21 protein-coding genes, 1 tRNA gene and 1 pseudogene are annotated in these 24,911 nt (G+C 72.3%); 4 read left to right on the forward strand and 19 right to left on the reverse strand.

Annotated features, from left to right (window positions below; genetic code table 11):
* Nucleotides 1-515 precede the first annotated feature (515 nt).
* The 15 genes and pseudogenes from tyrS to infC form a co-directional block, all read right to left on the reverse strand.
* A complete protein-coding gene (tyrS, locus tag QUG98_RS14260; protein WP_289471199.1) occupies nt 516-1,829 on the reverse strand; it encodes a tyrosine--tRNA ligase in 1,314 nt (437 codons plus the stop codon).
* Between the two features lie 60 nt (nt 1,830-1,889).
* The gene (locus QUG98_RS14265; protein WP_289471200.1) at nt 1,890-2,585 is read right to left on the reverse strand and encodes a DNA-3-methyladenine glycosylase; all 696 of its coding nucleotides are present in this window, start codon (nt 2,583-2,585) and stop codon (nt 1,890-1,892) included.
* Nucleotides 2,582-4,030, reverse strand: a complete 1,449-nt coding sequence (gene argH / locus QUG98_RS14270) for an argininosuccinate lyase (protein ID WP_289471201.1) — start codon at nt 4,028-4,030, stop codon at nt 2,582-2,584. Before argH ends, QUG98_RS14265 begins: the two co-directional genes overlap by 4 nt.
* A 109-nt stretch (nt 4,031-4,139) precedes the next feature.
* On the reverse strand, nt 4,140-5,243 hold the full coding sequence (locus QUG98_RS14275) for an argininosuccinate synthase domain-containing protein (RefSeq protein WP_289471202.1): 1,104 nt from the start codon (nt 5,241-5,243) through the stop codon (nt 4,140-4,142).
* A 20-nt stretch (nt 5,244-5,263) separates the two neighbouring features.
* The gene (gene argF / locus QUG98_RS14280) at nt 5,264-6,262 is read right to left on the reverse strand and encodes an ornithine carbamoyltransferase (RefSeq protein ID WP_289471203.1); all 999 of its coding nucleotides are present in this window, start codon (nt 6,260-6,262) and stop codon (nt 5,264-5,266) included.
* A complete protein-coding gene (locus QUG98_RS14285; RefSeq protein WP_289471204.1) occupies nt 6,259-7,482 on the reverse strand; it encodes an acetylornithine transaminase in 1,224 nt (407 codons plus the stop codon). The genes argF and QUG98_RS14285 overlap by 4 nt, the downstream gene beginning before the upstream one ends.
* Before the next feature lie 203 nt (nt 7,483-7,685).
* Nucleotides 7,686-8,588 (reverse strand): annotated as a pseudogene (gene argB / locus QUG98_RS14290) (acetylglutamate kinase); the annotation flags it as partial.
* Nucleotides 8,588-9,787, reverse strand: coding sequence for a bifunctional glutamate N-acetyltransferase/amino-acid acetyltransferase ArgJ (argJ, locus tag QUG98_RS14295; RefSeq protein WP_289471206.1), 1,200 nt, complete (start codon nt 9,785-9,787; stop codon nt 8,588-8,590). The pseudogene argB and the gene argJ, both read right to left, overlap by 1 nt.
* Complete coding sequence (locus QUG98_RS14300) at nt 9,784-10,881, reverse strand: N-acetyl-gamma-glutamyl-phosphate reductase (protein WP_289471207.1); 1,098 nt, start codon at nt 10,879-10,881, stop codon at nt 9,784-9,786. The genes argJ and QUG98_RS14300 overlap by 4 nt, the downstream gene beginning before the upstream one ends.
* A 71-nt stretch (nt 10,882-10,952) precedes the next feature.
* The gene (pheT, locus tag QUG98_RS14305; protein ID WP_289471208.1) at nt 10,953-13,445 is read right to left on the reverse strand and encodes a phenylalanine--tRNA ligase subunit beta; all 2,493 of its coding nucleotides are present in this window, start codon (nt 13,443-13,445) and stop codon (nt 10,953-10,955) included.
* Nucleotides 13,445-14,485, reverse strand: coding sequence for a phenylalanine--tRNA ligase subunit alpha (gene pheS / locus QUG98_RS14310; protein WP_289471209.1), 1,041 nt, complete (start codon nt 14,483-14,485; stop codon nt 13,445-13,447). Before pheS ends, pheT begins: the two co-directional genes overlap by 1 nt.
* Before the next feature lie 71 nt (nt 14,486-14,556).
* Complete coding sequence (locus tag QUG98_RS14315) at nt 14,557-15,420, reverse strand: TrmH family RNA methyltransferase (RefSeq protein WP_289471210.1); 864 nt, start codon at nt 15,418-15,420, stop codon at nt 14,557-14,559.
* A gap of 71 nt (nt 15,421-15,491) precedes the next feature.
* Complete coding sequence (gene rplT, locus QUG98_RS14320; RefSeq protein WP_058730008.1) at nt 15,492-15,875, reverse strand: 50S ribosomal protein L20; 384 nt, start codon at nt 15,873-15,875, stop codon at nt 15,492-15,494.
* 28 nt (nt 15,876-15,903) lie between these two features.
* A complete protein-coding gene (rpmI, locus tag QUG98_RS14325; RefSeq protein WP_022903519.1) occupies nt 15,904-16,098 on the reverse strand; it encodes a 50S ribosomal protein L35 in 195 nt (64 codons plus the stop codon).
* Between the two features lie 78 nt (nt 16,099-16,176).
* Nucleotides 16,177-16,836 (reverse strand): translation initiation factor IF-3, encoded by a 660-nt coding sequence (gene infC, locus QUG98_RS14330; RefSeq protein ID WP_082687698.1) that lies wholly within the window; start codon nt 16,834-16,836, stop codon nt 16,177-16,179.
* A gap of 316 nt (nt 16,837-17,152) precedes the next feature.
* Here infC and QUG98_RS14335 point away from each other — a divergent pair, with 316 nt between their 5' ends.
* Entirely contained in the window at nt 17,153-17,518 is a 366-nt protein-coding gene (locus QUG98_RS14335; protein WP_289471261.1) for a DUF1844 domain-containing protein, read from the forward strand.
* A 78-nt stretch (nt 17,519-17,596) separates the two neighbouring features.
* On the opposite strand, the gene QUG98_RS14340 is transcribed toward QUG98_RS14335, so the two are convergent.
* A complete protein-coding gene (locus tag QUG98_RS14340) occupies nt 17,597-18,874 on the reverse strand; it encodes a phosphotransferase (protein WP_289471211.1) in 1,278 nt (425 codons plus the stop codon).
* A gap of 103 nt (nt 18,875-18,977) precedes the next feature.
* On the opposite strand from QUG98_RS14340, the gene QUG98_RS14345 reads away from it, so the two are divergent.
* Nucleotides 18,978-20,846 carry a glycoside hydrolase family 2 protein gene (locus QUG98_RS14345; RefSeq protein ID WP_289471212.1) on the forward strand — a complete coding sequence of 623 codons (1,869 nt, stop codon included), beginning with the start codon at nt 18,978-18,980 and terminating at the stop codon, nt 20,844-20,846.
* Nucleotides 20,847-20,973: 127 nt separating this feature from the next.
* On the opposite strand, the gene QUG98_RS14350 is transcribed toward QUG98_RS14345, so the two are convergent.
* Nucleotides 20,974-21,825, reverse strand: a complete 852-nt coding sequence (locus QUG98_RS14350; RefSeq protein WP_289471213.1) for an alpha/beta fold hydrolase — start codon at nt 21,823-21,825, stop codon at nt 20,974-20,976.
* A 145-nt stretch (nt 21,826-21,970) separates the two neighbouring features.
* Between QUG98_RS14350 and QUG98_RS14355 the strand changes: the two genes are divergently transcribed.
* Complete coding sequence (locus QUG98_RS14355; RefSeq protein ID WP_289471214.1) at nt 21,971-23,206, forward strand: hypothetical protein; 1,236 nt, start codon at nt 21,971-21,973, stop codon at nt 23,204-23,206.
* Nucleotides 23,207-23,221: 15 nt separating this feature from the next.
* On the opposite strand, the gene QUG98_RS14360 is transcribed toward QUG98_RS14355, so the two are convergent.
* Nucleotides 23,222-24,274: an amidase domain-containing protein gene (locus QUG98_RS14360; protein WP_289471215.1), complete on the reverse strand. Its 1,053-nt coding sequence runs from the start codon at nt 24,272-24,274 to the stop codon at nt 23,222-23,224.
* Nucleotides 24,275-24,348: 74 nt separating this feature from the next.
* On the opposite strand from QUG98_RS14360, the gene QUG98_RS14365 reads away from it, so the two are divergent.
* A complete protein-coding gene (locus tag QUG98_RS14365; protein ID WP_289471216.1) occupies nt 24,349-24,732 on the forward strand; it encodes a hypothetical protein in 384 nt (127 codons plus the stop codon).
* A 59-nt stretch (nt 24,733-24,791) separates the two neighbouring features.
* On the opposite strand, the gene QUG98_RS14370 is transcribed toward QUG98_RS14365, so the two are convergent.
* A tRNA-Ala gene (locus QUG98_RS14370) sits at nt 24,792-24,867 on the reverse strand.
* Between the last annotated feature and the right edge of the window lie 44 nt (nt 24,868-24,911).

Below are 24,911 nucleotides of genomic sequence, written 5' to 3' on the forward strand. Positions count from 1 at the left end.
ATCAATTCAATCCAAAAGGAATTGTCTCCGACCCGGTCAGCAAACCGACCAGGCACGGGGTCAAAATAATTGGCATTGACAATGTGCACGCTGTTGAGTTCTCAAGGACCAGACGCACCCCCCACTCGACTCCCAGAAGGAGCTCCGCCAGAGGGGCATTGTGTTCTTGGTGTCACCGGCAACTCGTCGGACCGGAGTCCTGTGGCTCATCCCGTAGGAGAGGGCCGGTGGAGTAGTCATCCTAAGCGTCGAAGCGATCGAGCACAAGGCCTGATCTGAACTTCGGTGGAGGATGGTCCCGCTTGAGGCCGGCAGGCTCTGGGCTCTCGCTCCAGCCGCTCCGCCGCACCTTTGGGGTGACGAGTAAGAACTCTACGCAGCGACGGCGGGGAGCGCCAACCGGGCCGTCGTCCGGGCGTGTCGCACTCTGCAACTGCACGCCGGCACCCAGCGGACGCAGCGGTGCCCGGCCTCCGTCGGGAGACCGGGCACCGGGTGCAGCGGGGGTGGGCGGGTCAGCCGAGCGTCACGCCGGCGAGGGTCTTCTTGCCGCGGCGGAGCACGACGACTCCCCCGGGCAACGCGAGGCCTGCGAGCTGTGCGGTCGTGTCGTCGGCGCGGACGTTGTTCACGTACACACCGCCCTGGTCGACCGCACGGCGCGCTTCACCGAGCGACTTCACGAGGCCGGTGTCGACGAGGGCGCGAGCGACGTCGGCGTCGCCGGGGAGCGACACCGTCCCGGGCAGCTCGGCGACCGCGGCACGCAGGGTCGCCGCGTCGAGCGCGGCCAGGTCGCCGTTCCCGAACAGCGCCGCCGAGGCGTCGATCGCCGCCTGGGTCGCCGCCGCTCCGTGCACCAGCGAGGTGACCTCGGACGCCAGGGTGCGCTGGGCCTCGCGACGGAACGGCTCGTCGGCCACCGCCTGCTCGAGCCGCCCGATCTCCGCGCGGTCGAGGAAGGTGAACTCCCGGAGCCGGGCGATCACGTCGGCATCCGCCGTGTTGAGCCAGAACTGGTAGAAGGCGTACGGCGACGTCATCTCGGCGTCGAGCCAGATCGCGTTGCCCTCGCTCTTGCCGAACTTCGTACCGTCCGAGTTCGTGATGAGCGGGGTGCCGAGCGCGTGCACGGCGACACCCTCGGTGCGCCGGATCAGCTCCGTGCCCGAGGTCAGGTTGCCCCACTGGTCGGAACCACCGGTCTGCAGCGTGCAGCCGTACTGCCGGTACAGCTCGCGGTAGTCCAGACCCTGCAGGATCTGGTAGCTGAACTCCGTGTAGCTGATCCCCGCGTCGGAGTTCAACCGCGCGGCGACGGCGTCCTTCTTCAGCATCGTGTTCACGCGGAAGTACTTGCCGATGTCACGCAGGAAGTCGATGGCGGACAGCGGCGCCGTCCAGTCGAGGTTGTTGACGAGCCGGACGCCGTTCTCGCCGTCGGGGCTGAGGAACCGGGACACCTGCGCCTGCAGCCGGTTCACCCACTCGGCGACGGTCTCCGGGGTGTTCAGGGTTCGTTCCGCGGTCGGTCGCGGGTCGCCGATGAGCCCGGTGGAGCCGCCGACGAGCGCGAGCGGCCTGTGCCCGGCGAGCTGCAGCCGCCGCATCGTGAGCAGCTGCAGCAGGTTGCCGCAGTGCAGCGACGGTGCGGTCGGGTCGAACCCGCAGTAGTACGTGACCGTCCCGCCGTCGAGGGCCTCCTGGAGTGCCGTCTCGTCGGTGGAGACGTGCACCAGACCGCGCCAGCGCAGTTCGTCCCACACCGAGGCGAAGGTGGGGTCGTTCTGCTGGCGTGTCAGGACATCGGGATCGGTTGCGCTGGACACCGGACCATCGTAGCGACCGGCGGGCCGGTGACGACGGCCGGGAGGCGCGGCCCGTCCCCGTCAGTCGACCGCCCGCTGGTGCCGTCGGTACGCCGAGACCGTCGGGTCACCGGTCCACCAGGAGCGCCAGGGGAACGTCGCCCCACCGGCGACACCGGCGACGCCGGTGCGCGGGCCGACGGAGATCCGCCGGACCCGAGCCGCGCCCACGGGACCGGCCACCGTCTCTCGGAGCAGCTCCGCGACCACGTCGGCCGGGTCGGCGGCGGTGAGCCGCGCCTCCAGACCGGGGGCGAGCGTGAGCCGGAACGGCCCGGACCCGTCGAGGAGCGAGGTCCCGTCGTCCTCGCCGAGCACGGCGCCGAGCGCCTGTCCGAGGTTGCCGGGTCCCCGGGCCAGGGCGACGTCCGTGACGGACGGGCCGCGGCGTGCCCGGGCCACCTCGATGCCGTCGACCACCTCGGCAGCGCGCAGGAGCGAGCCGGACGAGGTGCCCTCCGGCCCGCTCACCACGTTGACGCAGGTGTGGATGCCGTACGAGCGGTACGCGTAGAGCGTTCCCGGCGGCCCGAAGAGGTGCCGGTTGCGTGGTGTCGGGCCGCGGTGGCCGTGCGAGCCCGGGTCGGTCGGGCCCCAGTAGGCCTCGACCTCGGTGATGCGCAGCGTCACGCCGCGCCCCGCGATCGTCGCGCCGAGCAGAGCCGGTGCGCAGACCGGGGCGGGCTCGGCCAGGAGCGCGCGCAGCCCGTCGGTCATCGGGTGAAGGGTGCGCCCTCGGCCAGGTCGTGGACGCGGCGGGTCAGGGCGGCGAGCTGCTCCGCGACGCGGTCCGGCGCCGTGCCGCCGACACCGGCGCGGGACGCGACGCTGCCCTCGATCGTGAGGACCCCGCGGACCTCGGGTGTGAGGTGCTCGGAGACGGCGCGGTACTCGTCGTCGCCGGGCTCGTCGAGCTCGAGGCCGCGCTCCTCGCAGTACCGGACCAGCGCGCCCGAGACCTCGTGGGCGTCGCGGAAGGGCACACCCTGCCGGACCAGCCACTCGGCGACGTCGGTCGCGAGCGAGAAGCCCTGCGGTGCGAGCTCGGCCATCCGCTCGGTGTCGAAGGTCAGCGTCGCGACCATGCCGGTGAAGGCCGGGAGCAGCACCTCGAGCTGGGCGACCGAGTCGAAGACCGGCTCCTTGTCCTCCTGCAGGTCGCGGTTGTACGCGAGCGGCAGGCCCTTGAGCGTCGTGAGGAGGCCCGTGAGGTTGCCGACGAGTCGACCCGACTTGCCGCGCGCGAGCTCCGCGATGTCCGGGTTCTTCTTCTGCGGCATGATGCTCGACCCGGTCGAGAAGGCGTCGTGGAGCCGGACGAACCCGAACTCCTTCGTGTTCCACAGGATGATCTCCTCGGCCAGACGGGAGACGTCGATGCCGATCTGCGCGAGGACGAACGCGAACTCCGCGACGACGTCGCGGGCGGCCGTGGCGTCGATGGAGTTGTCCGCGGGGCGGGCGAAGCCGAGCTCGCGGGCGATCGCCGCCGGGTCGAGTCCGAGCGAGCTGCCCGCCAGGGCTCCGGCGCCGTAGGGGCTGACGCTCGCACGGTCGGCCCAGTCGCGGAGCCGCTCGAGGTCGCGGACGAGCGGCCAGGCGTGGGCGAGGAGGTGGTGGGCGAGGAGGACCGGCTGGGCGTGCTGCAGGTGGGTGCGACCGGGCATGATCGCCGCGGGGTGCTCGCTGGCCTGCTGGGAGATCGCGTCGACGAGGTCGATGACGAGACGCCCGATCCGCCGACCGTGGTCGAGCATGTGCATGCGGCCGAGGGTGGCGATCTGGTCGTTGCGGCTCCGGCCGGCCCGGAGCTTCCCGCCGAGTTCCGGTCCGAGGTCGGCGATGAGCAGGCGCTCGAGGGCACCGTGGACGTCCTCGTCGGAGTCGTCCGGCTGCAACTCGCCCGTCGCGTGCGCATCGGCCAGGCGGTCGAGGCCGGCGATCATGCGCTCCAGCTCGTCCTCGGTCAGGTACCCCGCGGCCTGCAGGGCCCGGGCGTGGGCCCGCGAACCGGCGATGTCGTACGGCGCGAGCTGCCAGTCGAACTGGGTCGACCGGGACAGCGCGGCGAGTTCGGCGCTGGGGCCGTCGGCGAAGCGGCCACCCCACAGGGCGCCCGTGTTCGTGGCGTCGGTCTTGCTGGGCTGCGTCGCGTCGGTCATGTCGTCCTGCCTGGGAGGGGTGCTGGTCGGTGGTGCGGGGTTCGTGGGGCGGGGTTCGCGGGGCGGTCGGCTGTCAGGTCGCGCGGTCGCGGCGTGTGGCGGTCGGTCGTCAGTTCGCGCGGTCGCGGCGGGTGGCGGTCCGGGTCGGCCGGGCCCGGACGTCGGCGAACGCGGGACCGGCGGTGGTCGCGACCCCGGCGAGCTCGAAGTCGAGCAGGCTCTGCTCCGACCGGCGCCCGGTGACCGCGGCGACCCCGCCGTGCAGCCGGAGCCGCACGTCGCCGGAGACGTGCCGCTGCGTGTCCTCGATGAAGGCGTCGAGTGCACGGCGGAGCCCGCTCGCCCAGCGACCGCCCTCGACCAGGTCGGCCCACTCGCGGTCCACGCCGTCCTTGACGCGCAGCACCTCGCGTTCGAGGGTGATGCGTTCGAGGTCCCGGTGCGCCGCGACGAGTGCCGTCGCGGCCGGGGTCTCCGCGAGGCGGCGGGCCTTGCGACCGTCGAGCAGGTCGACGACGAGGTCGTGCCGCCCGATGCCGTGGCGGCCGGCGAGGGCGTCGAGCTCGCGCAGGAGGCGCAGGACCGGGAAGCGCTGCCCGTCGAGGGCGACCGGGACTCCGTGCTCGAAGGTCACGGTGACCTCGTCGGGTTCGGGGTCCGGCTGCGCGGCCGGGTCAGCGGTCCGCGCCCAGCCCGCCGCGTCGACCGCGACCCACGGGTCCTCGGGATCGGGTTCGGCGACCAGGCGGCCCCAGACGTCGTGCTCGGTACCGCCGACCGGCACGACCCTGTTCGGCACGGGGAGGACCCGGAGGTCGGGGTCGTACCCGGCGGCCGTCGTCGTGAGGGCGACCTGGTCCGGCGCGGACGTGAGGTGCGCGACCGCGACGGCACCGAGCTGCCGCGCCGTCCGGGTCAGGTGGTCGGCGATGATCGGCAGACGCAGCGCCGGCACCAGCGGCCGACCGGGACCGCCGGCGTTCGCCTGCACGGCGCCGACGACGTACCGCTCGGCGTACTCCGTCTTCGCGTCGACCACCAGGGCGTCCACCGCGCCGGCGACCCGAGCGCGCTCGCGCACCGCGTCGACCTCGCGCGAGCGACCGCCGAGGTCCACCACGAGGGCCAGGACCTCGTGGTGGACGGCGAAGTGCTCGACGGCCGCCGCCGGGTCCACCCCGGCGGAGCAGGCGACGACGATGCGGTCGGTCACGGGACTCCTGTCGAGTGAGGTCAGGCGGTCGGGCTGGTCGCCGCGGTCGCGATGCTCGCGGAGACCGAGGCGGTCGCGGTGGCCGGGCCGCCCGTCGCGTTCGTGGCGAGGAGCCAGGCGAGCAGGGCCTTCTGCGCGTGCAGGCGGTTCTCCGCCTCGTCCCAGATGATGCTCCGCGGCCCGTCGATGACCTCGGCGGTCACCTCGAACCCGCGGTCCGCCGGCAGGCAGTGCATGAACACGGCGTCGTCGGCGGCGTGCCCCATCAGCTCGTCGTCGACGCGGTACCCCGCGAAGGTGTCGAGTCGCGCCTGCTTCTCGTCCTCCTTGCCCATCGACACCCACGTGTCCGTGACCACGACGTCGGCGCCGGCGACGGCGGCGACCGGGTCGGTGACGACCAGGACGGACCCTCCGGTCTCGGCGGCACGACGCTCGGCGTCGGCGACGACCCGGGGGTCGGGGCTGAACGCGGCCGGCGCGGCGACCCGGACGTGCATGCCCGCGGTGGCGCCGGCGAGCAGGTACGAGTGTGCCATGTTGCACGCGCCGTCCCCGACGAAGGCGACGGTCTGCCCGGCGAGCGTGCCGCGGTGCTCACGGATGGTGAGCAGGTCTGCCAGGAGCTGGCAGGGGTGGAAGTCGTCCGACAGGGCGTTGACGACCGGCACACGGGTGCCCGCCGCCATCTCCTCGAGCCCGGCCTGGGCGTAGGTGCGCCAGACGATCGCGGACACCATGCGCTCGAGCACCCGGGCGGTGTCCGAGGGGGTCTCCTTGCCGCCGAGCTGGCTGTTCGCCGTCGTGATCACGAGCGGGCTCCCGCCGAGGTCGGAGATGCCGACGTGGAAGGACACCCGCGTGCGGGTCGACGACTTGTCGAAGATCACCGCGACGGTCTGCGGGCCGGCCAGCGGCTTCTCGCCCCAGCGGTCGCCCTTCATCCGGGCGGCGAGGTCGAGGATCGCGGACTGTTCGGCCTGGGTCAGGTCGTCGTCGCGGAGGAAGTGGCGGGTCATGCGGAGGTCTCCTGCTCAGCGGCGACGGCCGCGAGGCTCTGGCCGAGGATCGACACGAACTCGTCGATCTCGGCGTCGGTCACGACGAGCGGCGGTGCGATGCGCAGGCTCGACTCGTTCGGGGCGTTGATGATGAGGCCGCGCTCGAGGGCGGCTGCGTTGACGGCCGGGCCGACGGGGGCGGTCAGGCCGACGCCGACGAGCAGGCCCGTGCCGCGGACCTCGTGCACCAGCGGAGAACCGAGGGCGGCGATGCCGGCACGGATGCGCTCGCCCTTGGTGACCGCGCCGGCGACCAGGTCGGCGCGTTCGATCTCCTCGAGCACCGCGTTCGCGACGCGGGTGCCGAGCGGGTTGCCGCCGAAGGTCGAGCCGTGCTGACCGGCCGAGAACAGTTCGGACGCCCAGCCGAACGTCACGAGGGCGCCGATCGGGAACCCGCCGGCGATGCCCTTCGCGATCGTCACGGCGTCCGGGGTGAAGCCGTGGCCCTGGAAGGTGAACCAGTTGCCGGTCCGACCGACACCGGTCTGGATCTCGTCGAGGATGAACAGCGCACCGTGCTCCTCGGTCAGGCGCCGCGCGGCGAGCAGGAAGCCCTCGGGCAGGTCGACCACGCCGGCCTCGCCCTTGATCGGCTCGAGGATCAGCGCGGCGACGGTGTCGTCGATCGCCGACTCGAGTGCCTCGACGGTCGAGTCGATGTGCTCGACACCGGGGACCATCGGCAGGAAGTCCTCCTGCAGCGCGGGCTTGCCGGTGAGTGCGAGCGCGCCCATCGTGCGGCCGTGGAAGCCCTGCTTGAGCGCGAGGATGCGGGTCTTCCGACCGTCGGCACCCTTGTTCAGCCGCGCGAGCTTGAACGCGGCCTCGTTCGCCTCGGCGCCGGAGTTGCCGAAGTACACGCGACCCGCGTCACCGGCCCCGGTGATGCGCTTCAGGCGCTCGGCGAGCTCGAGCTGCGGCGGCGTCGCGAAGTAGTTCGACACGTGCACGAGCTTCGCGGCCTGGTCGGCCACGGCCTCGACGAGCGCCGGGTGGGCGTGGCCGAGGGAGTTCACGGCGATGCCCGCCAGGAAGTCGAGGTACTCGTTGCCGTCGACGTCCCACACGCGGCAGCCCTGGCCGTGGTCGAGCATGATCTTCGGCGGGGTCAGGGATCGCATGAGCGACGCCCCGAACCGGTCGTTCCAGGTCTGGGTCTGCGTCTCGGTGCTCACTGCTCGGTCCCCTTCTGCGTCGTGCTCGTCTGGTGGGTCGTGCTCGTCTGCGGCGTCGTGCTCGTCTGCGGCGTCGTGCTCGTCTGCGGCGTCGTGCTCGCGTGGTCGGTCGCTGCGTGGCGTCCCGGGTCCGCTGCGGACTCGGGCACCCGTCGGCCGACCTCGGCGTGGGTGTTCTGGTTCTCGGTTCGACGGCTCGGGTCCGGGATCACCTCGGTGCCGGCGCCGCGCAGGGTGAACACCTCGAGCAGGATCGAGTGCGGGATGCGCCCGTCGATGATGGTCGCGCCGCCCACCCCGCCGACCACGGCGTCGAGGCACGCGGTCATCTTCGGGATCATCCCCGACTCGAGGCTCGGCAGCAGCTCGCGCAGCTCGTCGACGGCGATGAGGTCGATGATCGAGTCGCGGTCGGGCCAGTTGCGGTACAGGCCGGGCACGTCGGTCAGCATCATGAGCTTCGCGGCGCCGAGTGCGATGGCCAGGGCGCCGGCCGCGGCATCGGCGTTGACGTTCAGCGCCTGGTCCGGGTGGGCGTCGTCGATCGCGATGCTCGAGACGATCGGGATGCGTCCGGCCTCGATCGCGGCGAGGACACCGGACGGGTCGACGTGCGTGATGTCGCCGACGTGCCCGAGGTCGAAGTGCTCGCCGTCGACGACGACGCCCTTCTTCTCGCCGGTGAACAGCGAGCCGCCGTCGCCGAACACCCCGACCGCCAGGCCGTCACCGTGCTCGTTGACGAGGTCGACGATCTCGCGGTTGACCTCGCCGGCCAGCACGTCGCGCACGACCGTGATCGCCTCGGTCGTCGTCACCCGGTAGCCGCCGCGGAACTCGGACGCGATGCCCTGTTCCTTCAGGGCTGCCGAGATCTGCGGGCCGCCGCCGTGCACGACGACCGGGTGGAGCCCCGCGTAGCGCAGGTAGACCATGTCCTCGGCGAACGCGCGCTTCAGGTCGTCGTTCACCATCGCGTTGCCGCCGAACTTCACGACGACGGTCTTGCCCGAGAACCGCTTCAGCCACGGCAGGGACTCGATGAGCGTCGCGGCCTTGACGGCGGCGAGCTCGTGCTCTTCTTCCTTGGTCAGGTCGTCGCTCATCAGCTGGAGTACGCGCTGTTCTCGTGGACGTAGTCGTGCGTCAGGTCGTTCGTCAGGATCGTCGCCGCGTGCACGCCGACCCCGAGCTCGATCAGGACGTGGGTGTCGCGCGGGGTCAGGTCGACCTCGTCGATCGGGCGGTCCGGGGCACCGGCGTGGCAGACGCGGACGCCGTTCATGCTGACGTCGACCGCGTACGGGTCGAACTCGGCGTCGGTGGTCCCGATCGCCGCGAGCACCCGGCCCCAGTTCGGGTCGTTGCCGAACACGGCGGCCTTGAACAGGTTGTTCCGGGCGACGCTGCGCCCCACCGTGACGGCCTCGTCCTCGGACACCGCGCCGGTGACCTCGATCGTGATGTCGTGACTCGCACCCTCGGCGTCCTGCTGGAGCTGGCGGGCGAGGTCGGCGCAGACCGCGGTCAGCGCTTCTTGGAAGTCACCGACCTCGGGCGTGACCCCGCTTGCACCGGACGACAGCAGCACGACCGTGTCGTTCGTCGACATGCAGCCGTCCGAGTCGACGCGGTCGAACGTCACCCGGGTCGCGGCGCGGAGTGCCTGGTCGAGCTGGTCCGGCGTCTGCACGGCGTCGGTCGTGATCACCACGAGCATCGTCGCGAGCCCCGGCGCCAGCATGCCGGCGCCCTTCGCCATGCCGCCGACCGTCCAGCCGTCCTCGGTCACGACGGACTGCTTCGGTCTGGTGTCCGTCGTCATGATCGCGGACGCTGCGTCCGGCCCGCCGTCCGCCGTCAGCGCAGCGCTCGCGAGGTCCACGCCGCGCAGGACGCCGTCGCGGAACGTCTGGTCCCCGCGGCCGATCAGCCCGGTCGAGCACACGACGACGTCACCGGCGCCGATGCCGAGGGCGTCGCCGACGGCCTCGGCCGTCATGTGCGTGGTCTGGAAGCCGAACGGGCCGGTGAAGCAGTTCGCGCCACCGGAGTTGAGCACCACGGCCCGGGCGACGCCGTCACCGACGACCTGGCGCGACCAGATCACCGGGTGCGCCTGCGCTCGGTTGCTCGTGAAGACCGCCGCCACGGCGGCGTCGGGGCCGTCGTTCACGACGAGGGCGACGTCGGGCTTCCCGCTCGCCTTGAGTCCGGCGGTCACCCCGGCGGCGCGGAACCCCGCCGCCGCGGTCACGCCCTGGAGGCCCGCTCCGGCCTGGTCCGTCGCGGTCACGTCGGTCACGGTGCGACTCCGTCCACGCTCAGGCCGAGGGTCTCCGGGAAGCCCAGGGCGATGTTGGCCGACTGCACGGCCGCGCCGGCGGTGCCCTTGGCCAGGTTGTCGAGGGCGCTCACGGCCACCACGCGGCCGGCGGCCTCGTCGACGGCGATGCCGACGAGCGCCGTGTTCGCGCCGACGGTGTCCGCGGTGCGCGGGAACTCGCCCTCCGGGAGCAGGTGCACGAAGGGCTCGTCGGCGTAGGCCTGTTCCCAGGCGAGCCGGACGTCGCGGGCGCTGACCCCGGGCGACAGTCGTGCCGTGGTGGTCGCGAGGATGCCGCGTGCCATCGGGACGAGGACGGGCGTGAACGAGATCCGGACGTCACCGGCCCCCGCAGCGATCAGGTTCTGCTGGATCTCCGGGATGTGCCGGTGGGTGCCCCCGACCGCGTAGGCGCTGGCGGACCCCATGATCTCCGACGCCAGGTAGGTGGTCGCGAGCTTCTTGCCGGCACCGCTCGGTCCGACGCTCAGCACCGCGACGAGGTCGTCCGTCTCGACGAGTCCGGCCTGGACCCCGGGCTGGATGCCGAGCGTCACGGCCGTCACGTTGCAACCCGGCACCGCGATCCGCTTCGTCGTGGCGAGGTCCGTGCGCTGCCGACCGAGCCCGGTGATGTCGTCGACGTCACGCCACTCGTCGGCGGTGCCCGGAACCGGGGCCGCGTGGAGCAGTTCGGGCAGCCCGTAGGTCCACGCGCCGTGGTACTCGCCGCCGTAGAACGCGTCCCACGCCGCCGGGTCGGTCAGGCGGTGGTCAGCGCCGCAGTCGACGACGAGGGTGTCGTCGTCGAGCTCGGCCGTGATCGCGCCCGACTGTCCGTGCGGCAGCGCGAGGAACACCACGTCGTGTCCGCGCAGGTTCTCCGCCGTCGTCTCCACCAGCGTCAGGTGCGCCAGCGACCGCAGGTGCGGCTGCGTGGCGATGAGCGGCTGCCCCGCGTTCGAGAAGGCCGTCACCGTCCTGACGTCGAACTCTGGGTGAGCGGTGAGCACGCGCAGGAGCTCACCGCCCGCGTAGCCGGAGGCTCCCGCCACGGCGACGGATACGGACATGGGTTCCACCTTTGGTCGGACTGGTCGTCGAGAGAGTCGGAGGCGGCGGCCCCGGGCGGTGATCCGGTGGATCAGTCGCGCAGGGTCGCCCCGAATCGCTCGCCGGCACGTCGGACGGCGCCGTCACGGGCCTCGGAGGCCTCGGCAGCGGTCAGCGTGCGGTCCGTGGCACGGAAGCGCAGGGCGAACGTCAGGGACTTCTGTCCCTCGTCCACGCCCGTGCCCCGGTAGTCGTCCACGAGCCGAGCATACTCCAGCAGCTCCCCGGCGCCAGAGCGGACGGCCTCGAGCACGTCGCCCGCCGGGACGTCGACCGCGACCACGAGGGAGAGGTCCTGCGTCGCCGCCGGGTAGGACACGATCGGTGCGACCGCGACGAGCTCCGGTGCCGCTGCCACCAGCGCGTCGAGGTCGAGCTCGACGACGGCGACCACGCGCGGGAGCACCGCGGCCTCGGTCAGGACGGGCAGCAGCTCCCCGGCGACGCCGACCACGGTGTCACCCACGAGCAGCGAGGCCGCACGCCCCGGGTGCAGGGACGGGTGGCTCGTCTGGGCGACCCGGAGCTCGACACCGACCGCCCAGGCGACCTCGCGGGCGACGTCGAGCGCGTCCGCGATGCCGTACTGCTCCGGCTGCACCCCGGGCTGCTTCACGACGCGGTTGCCGGTCAGCAGCGCCGACACGTGGAACGGCTGGGGCGGGAGCGATGCGTCGAGCGCGGCGAGGGTGTCCTGATCGGGTCGAGCCGCACCGGCGGGCACGGAGTCGGTCCCGAGCTGCGCGTCCGTCGTCGGCAGGAACACGCGCGACGTCTCGTACAGGGCGACGTCGACGAGCCCGCGCGACACGTTCCGACGTGCGGCGTCGACGAGGGCGGGGACCCCGCTGCGACGGAGCAGCGACTGCTCGCTGTCCAGTGCGTTCGCGAGCACCACGCTCGGCCCACCGTCGCCGTCGATGCCCGGGTACGCGTCCTGCGTCGACTGCGAGACGAACGGCGCGGCCACGACCTCGACGAGGCCCTGCGCCGCGAGGGCGGCGGACACGCGACGGCGGACCTGCTGGTGCCGGGCCAGACCGCGCCCGGGCGGCGCGATCGGCAGGACACTGGGGATGCGGTCGTAGCCGACGATGCGGGCCACTTCCTCGACCAGGGTCGTGTCGTCGGTGAGGTCCGGTCGCCAGGACGGCGGCGTGACGACGAGCAGCTCGCCGTCGACGTCGACCGTGGCGCCGATCGCACGGAGGGTGTCGACGACCTCGGCGTCGGTGTAGTCGACACCGACGAGCTCGGCGGGTCGGGACGCACGCATCGTGATCGTCGGGCGGGGCGCGGTGTCGACGAGCGTCGACCCGAGGGCGTCGGCCGCGCCGCCCGCGAGCTCGACGAGGAGCTCGACCGCGCGGTTCGCCGCGGCCTCGGCCACGAGCGGGTCGACCCCGCGTTCGAAGCGCTTCGACGCCTCGCTCGGCAGCTTGTGCCGACGGGCCGTCCGGGCGATCGAGACCTGGTCGAAGCCCGCGGCCTCGATCAGCACGTCGGTCGTCGTGTCCGAGATCTCGGTGCGGGCACCGCCCATCACGCCGGCGAGACCGACCGGGCCCTCGTCGTCGGTGATGACGAGGTCCTCGGGGTCGAGCGTGCGGGTGGCGTCGTCGAGCGTGACCAGGGTCTCCCCCGCCGCCGCGCGACGCACGCCGAGGCCGCCGCGGACCTTCGCGAGGTCGTAGCCGTGCAGGGGCTGGCCGAGCTCGAACATGACGTAGTTCGTGATGTCGACGGGCAGCGAGATCGAGCGGACGCCCGCCAGTGCCAGTCGCGACACCATCCATGCCGGTGTCTTCACGGTCGGGTCGATCCCACGGACGGTCCGCGTGACGAAGGTGTGCGCGCCGACGCGACCGCGGACCGGTGCCCGGTCGTCGATCGTCACGCGGAAGCCCTCGCCCGCGCGGGGCGTCACCCGATCGGCGGGGTCGTGGAAGCTCGCCCCGGTGGCGTGCGCGTACTCGCGGGCGACGCCGCGCATGCTCATCACGTAGCCGCGGTCCGGGGTCACGTTGATCTCGACCGCGGCGTCGTCGAGGCCGAGCAGCGCGATGGCGTCGGCCCCGACCTCGGGCTCCATGCCGAGGTCGGCGAAGCGGAGGATGCCGTCGTGCTCGTCGCCGAGGCCGAGTTCACGCGCCGAGGCGATCATGCCGTCGGACACGTGGCCGTAGGTCTTGCGCGCGGCGATCGGGAACGGGCCGGGCAGCACCGCACCGGGCAGCGTCACGACGACGAGGTCGCCCACGTCGAAGTTGTGCGCGCCGCAGACGATGCCGCGGGGCTCGCCGTCGCCGACGTCCACCTGGCACCAGTTGATCGTCTTGCCGTTCTTCTGCGGCTCGGGCTCGCGCTCGAGCACGCGACCGACGACGATCGGTCCGGTGAGGTCGTAGGTGTGGACGTCCTCTTCCTCGAAGCCCACCGACACGAGTGCCGCGTGGACGTGCTCGAGGGAGACGTCGTCGGGCAGGTCGACGGACTCGCCGAGCCAGCGGAGTGGGACGCGCATCAGACCACCGTTCCGAACTGCTGCGAGAAGCGGATGTCGCCCTCGAGGAAGTCACGCATGTCGTTCAGGCCGTTGCGGAACTGCAGGGTCCGCTCGATGCCCATCCCGAACGCGAAGCCCTGGTACTCGTCCGGGTCGATGCCGGCCGCACGCAGGACGTTGGGGTTCACCATGCCGCAGCCGCCCCACTCGACCCACCGCGGGCCGCCCTTGGCGTTCGGCTGCCAGACGTCCATCTCGGCGCTGGGCTCGGTGAACGGGAAGTAGTTGGGGCGCAGGCGGATCTGTGCCTCGGCGCCGAAGACCTGGCGCGCGAAGTGCTCGAGCGTGCCGCGCAGGTGTGCCATCGTCAGGCCCTTGTCGATCGCGATGCCCTCGACCTGGGTGAAGACCGGCAGGTGGGTGGCGTCGAGCTCGTCCGCGCGGTACACGCGCCCCGGGGCGATCACGTAGAGCGGCAGGTCGCGGGACAACAGGGAGCGCACCTGCACCGGGGAGGTGTGCGTGCGCATGACCAGGTGCCGGTCGACCGGCTCGACGAAGATCGTGTCGGCCATCGCCCGCGCGGGGTGGTCCGGGTCGAAGTTCAGCGCGTCGAAGTTGAACCACTCGTGCTCGAGCTCGGGGCCCTCTGCCACCTCCCACCCCATGCCGACGAAGATGTCGGCGACGGTCTCGTTGAGGACCGAGAGCGGGTGACGGGAGCCCGGCGCACGGCGGACCGGCAGCGCGGTGACGTCGACCCGCTCGGCCTCGAGCCGGGCGCGTTCCTCGGACTCGGCCAGGACGGACTCGTGCTCGGCGATCGCGGCGTTCACCTGACCGCGCGCCTGGCCGACGAGCTTGCCGGCCGCTGCCTTCTGCTCCTTCGGCACGCTGCGCATCGACGCGTTCATCCGCGCGAGCGCCGACTGCTCGCCGGTGTGGTCGGCCCGGGCCTGCTTCAGCTCGGCCACGGTCGTCGTCGCGCGGACCGCGGCGAGGGCCCGGTCGACCGCGTCGGCGACGGCCGCTTCGCTGATCTCGAGGTGTTCTGACACGAGGCCCAAGCCTACCGGCCCCCGGGATACCGCCGTCCTGCACTGGGCGGACGGTGGAGGAGCAGGACGGGTCAGCGCGCTGTGGAGGAAGAAGCCACCCGCTGCGCGAACGCCGACTCGTAGAGGCAGACCGAGGCGGCCGTCGCCAGGTTCATCGACTCTGCCCGACCGTAGATCGGGACCTTCACGGCGCGGTCGACCAGCTCGAGGTCCTCCGTCGTCAGTCCGCGGGCCTCGTTGCCGAACACCCAGGCGGTCGGGCCGTCGAGCATGCCGTCGGCCCGCACGTCCGGCAGGTCGTCGCCGGACACGTCGGCGGCGAGGACCGTGTAGCCGAGGGCCTTCGCGCGGGCGACCGTGTCGGCGAGCGTCACCCCGACCGAGACCGGCACGTGGAACAACGACCCCGTGGTGGAGCGCACCACCTTCGGGTTGTAGGGGTCGACCGAGCGACCGGTGAGCACCACGGCGTCGGCGCCAGCGGCGTCCGCGGCGCGGATGATCGTGCCCGCGTTCCCCGGGTCCCGCACCTGCTCGAGGATCGCGACCAGACCGGGCAGGGCGCCGTCCGTGGCGGACGCACCCCGTGCCTCCAGGCCGTCGCCGGCGTCCGGGAAGACCTCACGCACCGACGTCGGGAACTGCTGGCACACCGCGACGACGCCCTGCGGGGTGACGGTGTCCGCCATCGTGTCGAGCACCTGCTCGGTCACGAACCACGTGTCGACCGGTGCGTCGTCGAGCCCGTAGCGGGCGGCTGCCGTCGGGGTGACGTACAGCTCCCGCAGGAGCTCGGGGCGGTACTCGATCGCCTCGCGCACGGCCTGCGGCCCCTCGAGCAGGAAGAGCCCGGTGTCGGCACGGACGTCCTTCTTCGCCAGGGCCGCGACGGCCTTCACGCGTCCGGCACGGGGGTTCTCGAGGAGATCGCTCACGGGTCCAGTGTCGCAGCATGCAGGAAGCCCCCGCTCCGTGGACGGAGCGGGGGCTTCGAGAGCTGGCGTGACTACGCGGCCTTCGGGGCCGAGGTGTCGGCCGGCAGGGCCTTCTTGGCGGTCTCGACGAGCGCCGCGAACGTGTCGGGGTTGTTCACCGCGAGGTCCGCGAGGATGCGACGGTCGACCTCGACGCCGGCCAGGTTCAGACCCTGGATGAGGCGGTTGTAGGTGAGGCCGTTCGCACGCGACGCAGCGTTGATGCGCTGGATCCAGAGGCGACGGAACTCGCCCTTCTTGGCGTGACGGTCCCGGTACGCGTAGACGAGGGAGTGGGTGACCTGCTCCTTGGCCTTGCGGTAGAGCCGCGAACGCTGGCCGCGGTAGCCCTCGGCGCGCTCGAGGATGACGCGGCGCTTCTTGGCGGCGTTGACCGCTCTCTTTACTCGTGCCATTGATCTGTTCCTTTACGTTTCCGCCGGCTCAGTGGCCGAGAAGCTTCTTGACGTTCTTCGCGTCGGCCTTGGCGAGGACCTGGTCCTCGTTCAGGCGGGCCTTGCGCTTGGCGCTCTTGACCTCGAGGTTGTGACGCATACCGGCCTGCTGCTTCATGATCTTGCCGCTGCCGGTGACCTTGAAGCGCTTCTTCGACCCGGAGTGGGTCTTCTGCTTGGGCATCGTGGTGCCTTTCCGTGGGGTGGGTGGGTGGGCCGCGCCGTTGCGGTGGGAGCGTTGCGCGCGGTGGTCCGGAGGGACCTACTCGGCGGAGGTCTCCGCCGGCGCGGACTCGGTGGCCTCGTCGGCCTCCTTGCCCTTCGCCGCGTGCTCCGACGCACGTCGCTCGGCCTTCTGCGCAGCACGCTTCGCGTTCTGCTCGCCCTTGACGTCGGACTTGTTCTTGAGGGGGGCGATGATCATCGTCATGTTGCGGCCGTCCTGGGTCGGACGCGACTCGACGACGCCGAACTCGGCGATCTCCTCCGCGAACTTCTGGAGGAGACGGACGCCCTGCTCCGGACGCGACTGCTCGCGACCACGGAAGAGGATCATCGCCTTCACCTTGTCGCCACCGAGGAGGAAGCCCTCGGCGCGCTTGCGCTTGGTCTCGTAGTCGTGCGTGTCGATCTTCAGGCGGAACCGGACCTCCTTGAGGTCGGTGTTCACCTGGTTGCGACGCGCTTCCTTGGCCTTCTGCGCTGCCTCGTACTTGAACTTGCCGTAGTCCATGATCTTGGCCACGGGCGGCTTCGAGTTCGGGGCGACCTCGACCAGATCCAGTTCGGCTTCCTGCGCGAGACGCAGGGCCATGGCGATCGGGACGACGCCGACCTGCTCACCCTGGGGGCCGACGAGTCGGACCTCGGGAACGCGGATTCGGTCGTTGGTGCGGGGATCGGGAATGCGGAGCTCCTTCAATCAAGTGGTGGCCGTCCGGCGCTGCTGCGCTGGACGACGGCACGAGAGAGGAGATCTGACGCACGGATCGGAACCCGTTCGGCAGCCGCCCGACGCCGCCCCGTACGGAACGACCGACCGGCGCGGACGCCGGCGGAGCGGTTGGGACCCGGTAGCCTGTGGTGCACGGCCGCGGGTGGGAGAGACTCCTCTTCTACGACGCCGTTCGAACACCTCGGAACAGGTTCCGGGGCACGCGGACAGCATCTGCCGCCGACGAGTCTAGCAGAGGAGCACCGTGCCCGACACCCCCGAGAACGACACCGCGCAGGACGACATCGTGCAGGCCGACACCGTGCAGGCCGACGAGCGGTACGACGCCGGCGACGAGGCCCGCGACATCGCCGAGGTCCCCGCGGTCGAGCTGATCAACACCGTGGCCGTCCACCTGCTCAGCGCGGCCGCCGTCAAGGTCGGTCTTGCGGACGACCCGCAGGAACAGACCGACCTGGACGAGGCACGGAAGCTCATCACGGCCCTCGCCGGACTCGTCACCGCGGCGGCGACCGAGATCGGCGACCACCACGCCCGTCCGCTCCGCGACGGCCTGCGGTCGGTGCAGCTCGCGTTCCGCGAGGCGTCGAGCATCCCGGACGCACCGGGCAAGGGTCCGGGCGAGAAGTACACCGGACCCGTCAACTGACGACGACGGTCGACGTCACCACGTGACGGACGGGAGGCGCGGTGTCGGCCGACACCGCGCCTCCCGCCCGTCAGCGGGTCACGCCGGGTCGGACCGGGCTGCGTCCGCGGCCAGTCGGGCGACCGCGGCCAGGGGGATGCCGGCCCAGTCGGGCCGGTTCCGCGTCTCGTAGACCACTTCGTAGACGGCCTTGTCGAGCTCGAAGGCGTCGAGCAGTGCGCGGTGCTCGACCAGGTCGCCGCCGGTGCCTCGGCGGTAGCCGTCGAGGAACGCCTGCCGTGCCGCCTGCGCCCAGACGCCCGCGTCGACGAACTCGGCGTCGTGCGCGAGGGCGCCCGCGACGTAGTCGAAGGACCGGAGCATCCCGGCGACGTCCCGGAGCGTCGAGTCGGGCAGTGACCGTTCGGCGAGCGGGCGGAGCGGCTCCCCCTCGAAGTCCAGGAACACCCACCCGCGCGGCTCCGGTGCGGCGAGCACCTGACCGAGGTGCAGGTCGCCGTGGATGCGCTGCAGGTCCGGCCAGTGCGAGGCGGCGGCACGGTCGTACACCGCACGGATCGCATCGACGTGCGGCTCGACGGTCGGGGCCTCGCGGACGGCGGCGTCGAGGCGGGCCCGCATCGTCGCGACCGCGGCCTCGCGGCGGGCCTCGTCGGCGGGCTCGGTCGGCAGGGCGGTGGCGAGCGTGCGGTGCACCTCGGCGAGCGCCGCACCGAGCGCGGCCGCCCGGTCGTCCCACGGGGTGCCGGTCCGGGCGTCGCGGAGGGCGACGCGCCAGGCGTCCTCGAGCCCGGGCAGGAACTCCTGCGCGAAGGCGAGGTGTCCGGACGCCGTGCCGTCGGGACGGCCGGGGTCGGGCCAGGTCACCCGCTGCGCGCCGTGGACGGTCGGTACGCGCGCGCTGCCCGCGGCGGAGAGCGCGAGCTGCGTGGTGACGTCGGGGTTGTCGCCGTGGTGCAGGACGCGGAAGACCTTGATGATGACCTGGTCGCCGGACGCCGTGTCGCAGATGACCGAGGTGTTGGACTGCTCGCCGGAGAGGACCCGGGACGCGGTGACCTCGCCGATCGGTCGGAGGCTCTCGGGGTCGGCGTCGATGCGCGCGGCGAGCTGCTGCACCCAGTCGGTGTCGGTGGTGGCGTCGACGGGATCGGCGCCGGGCGGACCCCCGGCCGTGACGGGCACCTGGTAGAGCACGGCGCCGGTCGGGGCGTCGTCGAGCACGAGCCGGGTGCCGTCGGTCTCGGCGACCGTGCGCAGGGCCGGGGTCCCGCCCTTCGCGGCGTACCAGCGCTGGCGTGCGATCCAGCCCTCCAGCGTGCGGTCGTCGACGTGCTCGGGTGCCTCGGCGCTCATGCAGCGAACGGTACGCGCCGGTGCCGGGACGCGTCCCGGACGATGGGTCCCCGCCGCGCCCGACGGTCTTTACAACGATGTACGGACCCGCCAACATGGTCGCATGAGCTCGCTCGACGGCACCGTCGCCGCCCCACTGTCCCCGCCCCGTCCGTCCTCGCGGCTCCCTCGCGCGTCCGACCAGGACGGCTCGTACCCGCGACCGCAGATGCTCCGCGGGGCGTGGGCCGACCTCGACGGGACGTGGTCGTTCCGGAACACCGGCGACGACCCCGCCTGGCGCACCGGGTTCCCCGACGCGCGGGACATCGTGGTGCCGTTCCCGCCCGAGTCACCGGCGTCGGGCATCGACGAGCCCGGGTTCCACCCCGTGGTCTGGTACGCCCGGACGATCACCCGCGCCGAGCTCGACGCCGCCGGGTACGGCGGTGCGGCACCCCGGCTCCTGCTGCACTTCGGCGCCGTCGACCACCGCGCGCGGGTCTGGGTGGACGGACAGTTCATCGGCGAGCACGAGGGCGGGCACACCCCCTTCACGCTCGACGTGACCGAGGCGCTCGGCACCGACCCGGACACGGCGCACACCCTGGTCGTCCGTGCCGAGGACGACCCGCACGACGTCACCCAGCCGCGCGGCAAGCAGGACTGGCACGAGCACCCGCACGCGATCTGGTACCGCCGCACCACCGGGATCTGGCAGACGGTGTGGCTCGAGGCCGTGCCGACGGCGTCGATCGCGGGCCTGCGCTGGACCAACGTCGACCACGCGACGATGCGCCTGACCGTGCGGCTCTCCGGCGAGCGCCCCGCCGGTGCCCGCGTCCGGATCACGGCACGGTGGCACGAAGGCGACGAGGACCTCGCCACCGTCGAGGCCGTCGTCCCGGTGCACGCGCACGAGGTCGAGGTCGTCGTGCCGGTCGCCCGGCAGCAGAACGGCCAGGCCGAGGACGAACTCGTCTGGTCGCCCGAGACCCCGCGCCTGGTGGACGCCGTCGTCAGCCTGCTCCCCGCCGAGGGACCCGAGCCCCTCGACGCCGTCTCGAGCTACTTCGGCGTCCGCACGGTGGGCGTCGACGGCGGGGCCTTCCTGCTGAACGGCCGCGCGTACGACGTCCGGAGCGTGCTCAACCAGGGCTACTGGCCGGAGTCGCACCTGGCGGCGCCGTCACGGCAGGCACTCCGCCGCGAGGTCGAGCTCATCAAGGAGCTCGGCTTCACCGCCGCACGGAACCACCAGAAGATCGAGGACCCGCGGTTCCTGTACTGGGCGGACCGGCTCGGGCTGCTCGTCTGGGGTGAGGCACCCGGCGCCTACGCCTTCTCCCCGCTCGCCGTGCAGCGACTGGTGCGGGAGTGGATGGACGCCGTCGAGCGCGACGCCTCCCACCCCTCGATCGTCACCTGGGTACCGGCGAACGAGAGCTGGGGCGTGCAGCACGTCGCGACCGACCCCGCGCAGCAGGCCTACGCCCGGTCGCTCGCCGACGTCACCCGGGCGCTCGACCCGACCCGGCCCGTGATCTCGAACGACGGGTGGGAGCACACGAACTCGGACATCGTCACCGTGCACGACTACGAGGGCGACGGTGCCCGGCTCGCGACCACCTACGCCGACGACGCCGCACGCACGGCGCTGCTCGGCGGACGCGGCCCGGCCGACCGTCGGATCCTGGTCGGCGGCGCGGTGGACGAGGGCCAGCCGGTCATGCTCACGGAGTTCGGCGGCGTGGACTTCCAGCCCGGCGCGAAGCGTGAGGACGGGTGGGGCTACACCTCGGCGGTCGACGACGACGACTGGGTGGCGCGGATCACGGCGCTCTACGACGGGGTCCGGGCGAGCGCGTTCCTGGCCGGCTCGTGCTGGACGCAGCTGACGGACACGGTGCAGGAGACGAACGGGCTGCTCAACGCCGACCGCACCCCGAAGGTCCCGATCGAGCGCATCCGCGCCGCGGTCACCGGGCGCTGAGACGCGCGCGGGCACGGAGGCTCGGGCGAGCTGCCCGCAGGACGCAACGTGGGCGACCCTGCGCAGCGCCGTACCGCTGCGAGGAGCCGCCCACGTTGCGTCGTGCGAGAGACGCAACGGGAAGGAGTCAGGACGCCAGGAAGCGCAGGACCGCCTCGTTCCACTCGTCCGTGTGCGAGGCCAGCACGCCGTGCGGACCCCCCTCGATGACGTGGATCTGCGCGTTCGGGATCGCCTCGGCGGTGCGCTTGCCCGACGCCTCGAAGGGCACGATGCCGTCCGAGTCGCCGTGGATGACGAGCGTCGGGACGTCGACCTTCGTCAGGTCGTCGCGGAAGTCGGTCGTCGCGAACGCCACCGTGCAGTCGAGCGTGCCCTTCGGCGACGCGAGCTCTGCGATCGCCAGGTCGTAGGCGCGCTGGTCGTCGCTGACGAGCGGCTTCTTCAGCAGACCCGGCTCACCACCCGGGGTGTAGAACATGTCGACGAACTGGTGCAGGAACGCGGGACGGTCGCCCGTGATGCCGTTCGAGAACCAGTCGGCGAGGTCCTGGTCGACTGCGCCGTCGGGGTTGTCGTCCGACTTCCAGAGGTACGGCGGCACGGCGCTGGCGAACACCAGCTTCCCGATCTTCGAGGTGCCGTAGGTCGAGACGTAGCGCGCGAGCTCGCCGCCGCCCATCGAGAACCCGATCAGGGTCACGTTCGTCAGGTCGAGCTCGGTGATGAGCTTGTCGAGGTCCGCGGCGAAGGTGTCGTAGTCGTAACCGCCCCACGGCTGCGACGACTGCCCGAACCCGCGACGGTCGTAGGCGATGACGCGGTGGCCGGCCTCGACCAGTGCAGGCACCTGGCCCTCCCACGAGCGGCCGGAGAGCGGCCAGCCGTGGACCAGGACGACCGGGTCGCCGGAGCCGAGGTCGTCGTAGTGCAGGTCGATGTCGTGGCCGTTCTCGGCGCCGACGGTGATGAAGGGCATGATTCCTCCTGTCGATGGTTTCCAGGGAACGTGCCCGATGCAACGCCTCGCGGCCTGGCGGTTCCTGACCGCCGCGGCCCCCGTGCGGCGACCGGACAGGAGCGCACGGGCCGGCGCCGCGGGGTGGAGGTGGGAGGATCGGTCGGTGACCGACACGGCGGAGACGACCCGAGCCTCCCGGCCGAGGCTGCCGGCTCGCGCCCGTCGCCTGCTCGCGGTCGGCCTGGAGGGACGGCACCGCGGGTGGACGGCTCCCCTGACCGTGTGGCTGGCTTCCCGTGTGGTCAGCACCGTCCTGCTGCTCACGGTCTGGCTGCTCGCCCGGGCGAACGGCTGGCCGTTCGCGTCGTACCGACGCGAGGGGACCTTCCTGTCGTTCCTCGGGTCGTGGGACGGCTCGTTCTACCGGACCATCGCGGAGCACGGCTACCCGGCGACGCTGCCGACCGACGCCGACGGGCACGTGCTGCCGAACCCGTGGGCGTTCCTGCCGGTGTTCCCGGCGCTGGCGCGGGTGGTGCAGCCGCTCGTGGGCGGGTCCTTCTGGGCGGCCGGCGTGCTCGTCGCCACCGTCGCCGGGGCGGGAGCGTGCGTCGTGCTCTGGCGGCTGGTGCGTGCGGTGTCCGACGACCACCGGGCGACCCGGGCAACGGCGCTGTTCGCGTTCGCACCGACCGCGTTCCTGCTGCAGGTGGCCTACGCCGAGAGCACCTTCCTGCTCCTGCTGTTCGGCGCCCTGCTGGCCCTGGTGCGGCGGCGGTACCGGTTCGTGCTGCCGCTCGGGCTCGTCGCGGCGTTCACGAAACCGGGGGTGCTCGCGCTCGCCGTGGCCCTCGCCGTGCACCTGGGCGTGCGGCTCGTGCAGGAGCGTCGGGCGCTCCCGGTCCGGGACGCCGTGGCGATCGTCGTCGCGGGGCTCGGGATCGCGGCGGCGGGGCTGGCGTGGCCGGTCGTGGCCTCGGCGGTGACGGGGCGGCCGGACGCGTACCTCGAGACCGAGCTGTCGTGGTGGGTCGGGTTCGTCGGGCGGCAGCACTTCGCGCCGCTGACACCGTGGTTCACGATGGCCTCGACGTGGCTCGGGGCGCTCGGGGTCGTGCTCGTGGTGGTCGTGCTCGCCGGCGGGCTGTGGTTCTGGACGCGCCGGGGTGTGCGGGCGCTCGGCGTCGACGTCGTCTCGTTCACCGCCGCGTACGCGCTCTACCTGGTGGCGGTGTTCCTGCCGCAGCAGAGCCTGCCGCGGTTGCTCATGCCGACGGCGCCGCTGCTCGGGGCGGACCTGTTCACGGGGACCCGGCGACGGACCGTCGCGTGGCTGGTCGTCGGCGTGTGCCTGCAGGCGGTCGCGGTCGTGCTGACCTGGTTCCTCGGCTACCCCTGAGCGGCGACGGCGCCGCTACGCGTCGAACGTGTGGAACCAGGCCGTGCCGCCGGGGTGCTGCACGGTGATCATCTCGTCGAGGTCGCGGTACGGGCCGTCCTGGTTGTGGCTCGCCGACTTGATGCGGACCGTGCCGTCCGGTTCGGTGAAGACCTCGGAGACGATGGTCACGTGGTCGGGCGACTGGTTGTCGTTCCAGTCGTAGAACACGATGTCGCCGACCTTGACCTTGCTGCGCTCGTCGAGGGACCGGCGGGTCAACCCGAACGTCGCGGCGTTCTTCGTCATCCACGGGTCCATCGCCGGGCAGTACGTCCACGTCGCACTGTGCTGCGCGCCGGCGGCGCGGCTGTACCAGTCGTCGCGCTGCTGCCACCCGCGGGCGATCAGCGTCTGGCTGACGTAGTTGGCGCAGTCCCCGCCGATCGGGTTCATCGTGCCGTACTCGGCGAGGTTGTAGTCCTTCCAGTACCGCATCGCGTACTCGAGCTGCCGGTCGACCGCCGTGAGCGCCGTGTACGCCACCGACGTCGTCGCCACCGCGGCGGAGGCGTCCGGCGTCGACGCGGCGGTCGGCGTCGGACTCGCGGTCGCCTGGTCCTGGGTGGCGCCGGCCTGCCCGTCGTTCGCGGCGCTGCCGTTGCCGTCCGAGGACTGGTTCGCCGACGGGCTCGGCTCGATCGCGGTGGTGAACAGCGCGACGTCGGCGGACCCGGCCGTGTACATCGCCTGGTGCGGCGCCGTGAAGGTGACCGTCGTGGCGGAGGCCTGCACGTCACGCGCGGCGATCCCGCCGACCGTGACGCCCCGCACCGCCGCGAGGCCCGTCCCCGTCACCGTCACCGGCACGCCGCCGGCGAGCGGGACCTGCGCGGGCTCGATCGAGGAGGCCACGGGGCGGGCGTCCGACGACGACCCGCTCGCGGGCGTCCCGTCGGACCCGGCTCCGGCGCGACCGGTCGCGCTCGGCGAGGCATCGTCACCGCGTGAACAGGCCGCGACGGCGACCCCGATGCCGGCGACGCCGACGAGCGACAGCAGGGAACGGCGGGTGAACGAAGCAGTCATGTCCCGACCAGGGTAGGCGACGGTACGGCAGGATCGCTGGCAGCACACCATCTGCCGGAAGGATCAGACCGCACATGCCCGAGAGCCACGACTTCTTCGTCGCCGCCGATCCCGAGTCCACCCGAGCGATCGTCCGCGACGCCCTCGTCCGCGAGGGCTACACCGTCGCCGACGGCGACCAGGGGACCCTGCTGGCCACCCGCGGCAGCCTGGCACTGACCCTGATCGTCGGCGGCCTGCTGAACGACCGGACCTTCCACACCCGCCTCGACGTACAGCTCATGGTCGCGCCCGACGGACGAGCGGTCGCGCGACTGCTCCGCGGGTCCGGCCGGTCGGCGGTCAAGGGCGGTGCACTCGGCGTCGCGCGGGGCAACCGGGCGTTCGAACAGGCCGCGAACGCGATCCACGCCTCACTCGCGCAGGCGGGCGTCCTGACGGACAGCATCCCGAGCTGACGCCGTCGCCACCGGGAACGACGAAGGGCCACCCGATCGGGTGGCCCTTCGCTGCTGCTTGGTGGAGCTAAGGGGATTCGAACCCCTGACCTTCTCATTGCGAACGAGACGCGCTACCAACTGCGCCATAGCCCCAAGTGCTCGACCACACTAGCACCACCGGGAGCGCGATCCGAAAT

The organism is Curtobacterium subtropicum (assembly GCF_030362975.1).
In the GTDB taxonomy this organism is placed as follows: Bacteria; Actinomycetota; Actinomycetes; order Actinomycetales; family Microbacteriaceae; genus Curtobacterium; species Curtobacterium subtropicum.